Origin of the sequence: uncultured Propionibacterium sp. (assembly GCF_963539965.1) — a bacterium.
GTDB lineage: Bacteria > Actinomycetota > Actinomycetes > Propionibacteriales > Propionibacteriaceae > Propionibacterium.
Genome location: NZ_CAUTOU010000097.1, coordinates 1 through 6,118, shown reverse-complemented (window position 1 = coordinate 6,118; position 6,118 = coordinate 1). Strand labels below are relative to the sequence as shown.

The following is a 6,118-nucleotide window of genomic DNA, read 5'->3' as shown; positions in this document are numbered from 1 at the left end:
CGCCCCGGGCCGGCCTGGCCGCGGGCTCGGCCCCGGGGCTCCTGACGACGGGGATCTGGGCGGTCCACTCGCTGGCGGGCAGCGTCGGCGCCGGGCCCTCCCGGCCGACGCCGGGGACCTCGTCGGGCTCGACGTGCAGGTCCTCGGGGGCCGGCAGGCCGAGCTCGCGGGCGACGATCGGCAGCATGGCCCGCACGGCGCGACCGCGGTGGCTGATCGAGTCCTTCTCGTCGGCGGTCATCTCGGCGGCGGTGCGCAGCCGGCCGTTGGCGTCGGGCACCTGCTCGTCGGGCACGAAGATCGGGTCGTAGCCGAAGCCGCGCGAGCCCTTGGGGCGGTTGGTCAGGTGGCCGGCCATCTCGCCGCGGGTGGTGAACTCGCGGCCGTCCGGCATGACGAGGGCCATCACCGAGACGAACTGGGCCTGGCGGCGCCCGCGGGGGACGTCCTCGATCTGGCGCAGGACGAGCTCGAGATTGGCGATGTCCTCCTGCTCGGGGCCGTTCCAGCGGGAGCTGCGCACGCCGGGCATGCCGCCCAGGGCGTCGACGCAGATGCCCGAGTCGTCGGCCAGCGAGGGCAGACCGGAGTGGATCATGCCCTCGCGGGCCTTGATCAGGGCGTTGCCCTCGAAGGTCCACTCGGACTCCTCGGGGCCGGGGTACGGGTCGATGTCCCTGAGGCTGGCGACCTCGAGGTCCATGTCGCAGTCGGCGATGATGCGGCGCAGTTCGGTGAGCTTCTTCGCATTGCCGGTGGCCAGGAGAATGCGCCGGGTCACAGCGAGGCCCTCCCCTCTGGATCGGCCAGCGCCCTGGCCTGGAGGTCGGTCAGCCGGGCGCAGCCGGCCTGGCCGAGGTCGAGCAGGCGCCCGAGCGCCTCGCGGTCGAAGGTGGCGCCCTCGCCGGTGCCCTGCACCTCGACGAACTCGCCGGCGCCGGTGCACACGACGTTCATGTCGACATCGGCCTGCGAGTCCTCGCCGTAGGCCAGATCGGCCATCGGGGCGCCGCCGACGACGCCGACGCTGACGGCCGCGACCGAGCCCGTCAGCGGCTCCCCGGCCAGGGCGCCGCGTGCGCGCAGCCACTCGACGGCGTCGTGCAGGGCGACGTAGGCGCCGGTGATGGAGGCGGTCCGGGTGCCGCCGTCGGCCTGGAGGACGTCGCAGTCGATGACGACCGTGTTCTCGCCCAGGGCGCCGTAGTCGATGATGCCGCGCAGACTGCGGCCGATCAGGCGGCTGATCTCATGGGTGCGGCCGCCGATCCTGCCGCGGCGCGACTCCCGGTCGGAACGGGTGCCGGTGGCCCGCGGGAGCATCTCGTACTCGCTGGTCACCCAGCCGAGCCCGGAGCCCCTGCGCCAGCGCGGGACGCCCTCGGTGACGGATGCCGCGACGAGCACGCGGGTCCTCCCGGACTCGATGAGGCAGGAGCCCTCGGCGTGGTCGAGCCAGCCGCGGGTGAGGGTCACGGGGCGCAGTTCATCCAGTGCGCGGCCATCGGCGCGCACCGTCTTCGCAGAGTCGGACACGTCTGGCAAGACTACCCGTTAACGCCCCTCCCGGCGCCGCCCGGTGCGACGCCTTTTGCCGCAGGGTCCGCCGCGGCCCCGCCGCAGGCCCCGGATCCCCGGCTCAGCCGGGGATCCGGGCGGCCTGCACCCCGTCGACGAAACCGCCCATGAGGCGCCGGCCCAGGCCCTGGAACTGTTCGGCGTCGCCGGTGGTGATGAACCGGCGGGTCGGCTCGTGGTCGAGGTCGTCGCGCAGCAGGCCCAGCCCGGTCAGCTCGGCGAAGGTGGTGCGGGCGCACTCGTCCGAGCTGGAGACGAGGGTGACGCGCTCGCCCATGACATAGCTGATGACCCCCGACAGCAGCGGGTAGTGCGTGCAGCCGAGGATGAGCGTGTCGATCTCGGCCTCCTGCAGCGGGGCGAGGTACTCGCGGGCCGTGGCCAGGATCTGCGAGCCGGTCGTGACGCCGGCCTCGACGTACTCGACGAACTTCGAGCAGACCTGCGTGAACAGCCGTACGGGCGAGGCGCCGAGGGCGTCGTCGTAGGCCCGCGAGCTCGCCGTGGCCCGCGTGCAGATGACGCCGATGCGGTCGTTGCGGGTGATCGCGGCGGCCTTGCGGGCGGCCGGGACGACCACCTCGATGACGGGCACGCCGTAGCGCTCACGGGCATCGCGCAGGGCCGCGGCCGAGCCCGTGTTGCACGCGATGACCAGGGCCTTCACGCCGCGCGAGACGAGATCGTCGAGGGCCTCCAGGACGAAGCCGCGCACCTGCGCGATCGGGCGCGGCCCGTAGGGGGCGCGGGCCGTGTCGCCCAGGTAGACGATGTCCTCGTGCGGCAGCAGGTCGACGACCGCCCGCGCCACCGTCAGACCGCCGAAGCCGGAGTCGAAGACGCCGATCGGTGCGTTCGCGCGCCCCGCGCCGTCGAGTACGGGCGGGGCCGTCGAGTCCATTTCCGGGCTGAGCACGCCATTGATCTTAGCCGGTGCCGGCGCCGGGACGGGGGCTCAGTGGAGGCAGTCGAGCAGGGACTCCTGCACCCAGCCGAGCCACTCGTAGATCGAGAAGATCGCGGCCTGCGGATCGTCCTCGGGCAGCTCGCCCAGTCGGTCGGCGTCATCGGCCGTCAGGATGCCCAGGCGCACCGACAGGGCCAGGCGCACGGCGGTGAGGGTCTTGAGCCAGGCCCCGATGTGCTCGTCGGGGACCGCGCAGCGCATGTCGTCGCCCACCTGGTTGAGGTCGGCGAGCATCGCCACGGCGGCGTTGAGCTTGGCGTCGCGCTGCTCGGCCAGGCTGAAACGGCGGAACTCGTTCGAGGCCCGCGGGTCGTTCCGGTAGGCGTCGGGGAAGAGCCGGCGCAGGGCCGGATCGACGTCGGGGTTCTGGCAGAAGTCATCGGCCGGGGCCTCGTTGAACTCCCGTTCGAGTTCGGCGAAGAGATCCTGCTCCCCCAGCCCGCCGGGGGCGGTGCCGGGCATGCCGTCGCCGGTGAGCAGCTCCATGAGCTGGCCGACGAGGCTGATCATGACGCTGAGCTCGGCGGCCTCGAAGGTGCAGGTGAGCTGGCCGCGGCGGCGGCGGAAGGAGTGCACTACTCGCCCCTGCCCACGGTGGCCCACAGGCCGAAGCCGTGCATGGCATTGACGTCGCGCTCCATGCGCTCACGGCTGCCGGCGCTGACGACGGCCCTGCCCTCCATGTGAACCTGCATCATGAGGCGCTCGGCGCGGTCGCGCGAGTAGTGGAAGTAGGTGCAGAACACGTGGGTGACGTAGCTCATGAGGTTGACGGGGTCGTCCCAGACGATCGTCACCCAGTTCCGGTTGCCGACGGCCTCCTCGGCGGGCCGCTCGACGACGGCAGTGCTGCCGGAGGGTGCCGGGGGAGGAGTTTCCGTCATACCCCCCATTCTGTCTCACGACTCAACAGAATCCACGGGCCCGCCGCCTGCGGGAACGACCCCGCCGCCGGTGCCCGAGGCCCGGGCGGCGGGGGCTCCCGCCCAATTTTCGATCACGAATCGAAATCAATGGGTCGCCGGCCCCTCCGCTGCCGTAGTGTGGGCCCATGGCCGTAACGTCACTGCTCACCGACATGTACGAGCTCACGATGGTCAAGGCCGCCCTCCACTCGGGCCGCGCCAACCGCCACGTGCTCTTCGAGCTGTTCCCCCGCCGCCTCCCCCAGGGCCGCTCGTACGGCGTCGTCGCCGGTACCGGGCGCGTGCTGGAGGCCGTCGGCGACTTCCGCTTCGGCGACCAGGAGATCGATTACCTGCTCGGCGAGGGCATCGCCGATGACGTCCTCGCCGAGTACCTGTCCGGCTACCGCTTCCACGGCGACATCGTCGGCTACCCCGAGGGCGAGCTCTACTTCGGCGGCTCCCCGCTGCTGCAGGTCGAGGGCTCCTTCGCCGACGCCGTACTGCTGGAGACGCTGCTGCTGTCGATCTACAACCACGACTGCGCGATCGCCGCGGCCGCCTCCCGCATGACGATGGCCGCCCAGGGCCGCCCGATCGCCGAGTTCGGCGCCCGCCGCACCCACGAGTCCTCGGCGGTCGCGGCCGCCCGCGCGGCCTGGATCGCCGGTTTCAGCTCCACCTCCGACCTGGAGGCCGGCCGCGCCTGGGGCATCCCGGTGTCGGGCACCGCGGCCCACGCGTTCACGATGCTCTTCGACTCCGAGGACGAGGCCTTCGCCGCCCAGCTCGAGTGGCTCGGCGCCGACACGACACTGCTCGTGGACACCTACGACATCGACGCCGCGATCGTGAAGGCCGTCGAGCTGACCGGCGGGGGGCTCGGCGGCGTGCGCATCGACTCCGGCGATCTGTTCACCGAGGTCAAGCACGTGCGCGAGCTGCTCGACCGGCTCGGCGCCACGCGCACGAGGATCATCGTCACCAACGACCTGGACGAGTACCAGATCGCCGCCCTGCGCGGCGCCCCCGTCGACGGCTTCGGCGTCGGCACGAGCCTGGTCACAGGATCGGGTCACCCCACCTGCGGCTTCGTCTACAAGCTCGTCGCCCGCGCCTCCGCCGACTCCCCCGACGCGCCGATGATCGACGTGGCGAAGCGATCGGCCAACAAGAAGACGATCGGCGGGCGCAAGTTCGCGCTGCGCTCCATCGACGACGACGGCCTGGCCCAGGCCGAGGTGATCGGCGTCAACGCCGCCCCGCGCGCCGGCTCGGGCGACCGCACGCTGATCGTCGAGCTGGTGCGCAACGGCGAGATCGTCGGCGCCGAGCCGCTCACCGACGCGCGCGACCGCCACCGGACGGCCCGCGCCGAGCTGCCCATCGACGCCCAGCGCATCTCGAACGCCGAGCCGGCCATACCGACGATCATCCTCGACGAGCAGGGCCGCGAGCTCGACAACGTCTACGCGGCGGGCCGGCCTGCCGGCAACATCTGACCGGCGGCCCGCCCCGGGGCGGGCCGGGCGATGATAGCTTCGCCCCCATGAGCAGTCTTCCCGGCGTCTCCGACACCTTCGACGCCTCGCGCTGGCGCGAGGCGGCCCCCGACGAGGTCCCGCTCCGCGAGACCACCTACCACCGCCTCGTCTCGCGCGGCGATGCCGACGGCGCCCCGGCCGGCCACGACCTGCCGGTGGTGCGCGTCGCCATCGACCGCCCCCGGCTGCGCAACGCCTTCGGCCCGCAGACCGTCGACGAGCTCTACCGCTGCATCGACGACGCCCGCTCCACGCCCGACGTCGCGGCGATCGTCCTCACCGGCAACGGCCCCTCCCCCAAGGACGGCGGCCACGCCTTCTCGTCGGGCGGCGACCAGCTGCAACGGGGCGCCGACGGCTACCGGTACCAGCCCGGCGAGACCCCGCACGGCGCCGGCCACGAGGGCCGCGAGCAGGGCATGACGCCGCAGCGCGCCGCCCGCATCGACCGGGGCCGGCGCGCCCGCATGCACATCCTCGAGGTGCAGCGCCTCATGCGCTCCACCCCCAAGCCGATCATCGCCGCGATTCCCGGCTGGACGACCGGCGGCGGGCACTCGCTCATGGTCGTCTGCGATCTGGCGATCGCCAGCGCGGAGCACGCCGTCTTCAAGCAGGTCGACGCCGACGTGGGCTCCTTCGACGCCGGCTACGGCACCGGCCTGCTCGCCCGCCAGATCGGCGACAAGCGCGCCCGCCGGATCTTCTACCTGGCCGAGCCCTACACGCCCGCCGAGGCCGAGGCCTGGGGCGTCGTCAACAAGGTGGTGCCGCACGCCCAGCTCGAGGAGGCGGCCATCGAGTGGGGCCTGACCGTGGCCACCAAGTCGCCCCAGTCGATCCGCATGCTCAAGTACTCGTTCAACATGATCGACGACGGCGTCGCCGGCCAGCAGGCCTTCGCCGGCGAGGCCACCCGCCTGGCCTACATGACCGAGGAGGCCCAGGAGGGCCGCGACGCCTTCCTGGAGCGCCGCCGGCCCGACTGGTCGGAGTACCCGTACTACTTCTGATGCCCGCCGCCCCGTCGCTCAGCGCCCTCGTCGCGGCCCGCACCGGCGAGTCGGCGGGGGCCCTCGCGCGTGCGCTGGAGCCGGTCCTGGCGGGCCGGGACGGTCCGCTCC

Annotated in this window: 6 protein-coding genes and 1 pseudogene; 2 read left to right on the top strand and 5 right to left on the bottom strand. The window is 72.8% G+C overall.

What is annotated here, in order from left to right:
* Positions 1–160: 160 nt before the first annotated feature.
* The 5 genes and pseudogenes from R2N01_RS10915 to clpS all read right to left on the bottom strand — a co-directional run.
* Positions 161–781 (bottom strand): annotated as a pseudogene (locus R2N01_RS10915) (non-canonical purine NTP pyrophosphatase); the annotation flags it as partial.
* A complete protein-coding gene (gene rph, locus R2N01_RS10910) occupies positions 778–1,536 on the bottom strand; it encodes a ribonuclease PH (RefSeq protein ID WP_316671108.1) in 759 nt (252 codons plus the stop codon). The gene rph and the pseudogene R2N01_RS10915, both read right to left, overlap by 4 nt.
* 103 nt (positions 1,537–1,639) lie before the next feature.
* Positions 1,640–2,479, bottom strand: coding sequence for a glutamate racemase (gene murI, locus R2N01_RS10905; RefSeq protein WP_316671109.1), 840 nt, complete (start codon positions 2,477–2,479; stop codon positions 1,640–1,642).
* Between the two features lie 54 nt (positions 2,480–2,533).
* Positions 2,534–3,121 carry a DUF2017 domain-containing protein gene (locus R2N01_RS10900; RefSeq protein WP_316671106.1) on the bottom strand — a complete coding sequence of 196 codons (588 nt, stop codon included), beginning with the start codon at positions 3,119–3,121 and terminating at the stop codon, positions 2,534–2,536.
* Complete coding sequence (gene clpS, locus R2N01_RS10895) at positions 3,121–3,429, bottom strand: ATP-dependent Clp protease adapter ClpS (RefSeq protein WP_316671104.1); 309 nt, start codon at positions 3,427–3,429, stop codon at positions 3,121–3,123. Before clpS ends, R2N01_RS10900 begins: the two co-directional genes overlap by 1 nt.
* Before the next feature lie 167 nt (positions 3,430–3,596).
* Between clpS and R2N01_RS10890 the strand changes: the two genes are divergently transcribed.
* A complete protein-coding gene (locus tag R2N01_RS10890) occupies positions 3,597–4,952 on the top strand; it encodes a nicotinate phosphoribosyltransferase (RefSeq protein ID WP_316671103.1) in 1,356 nt (451 codons plus the stop codon).
* Positions 4,953–4,999: 47 nt separating this feature from the next.
* Positions 5,000–6,007 carry a 1,4-dihydroxy-2-naphthoyl-CoA synthase gene (locus tag R2N01_RS10885; RefSeq protein WP_316671101.1) on the top strand — a complete coding sequence of 336 codons (1,008 nt, stop codon included), beginning with the start codon at positions 5,000–5,002 and terminating at the stop codon, positions 6,005–6,007.
* Positions 6,008–6,118: the final 111 nt, after the last annotated feature.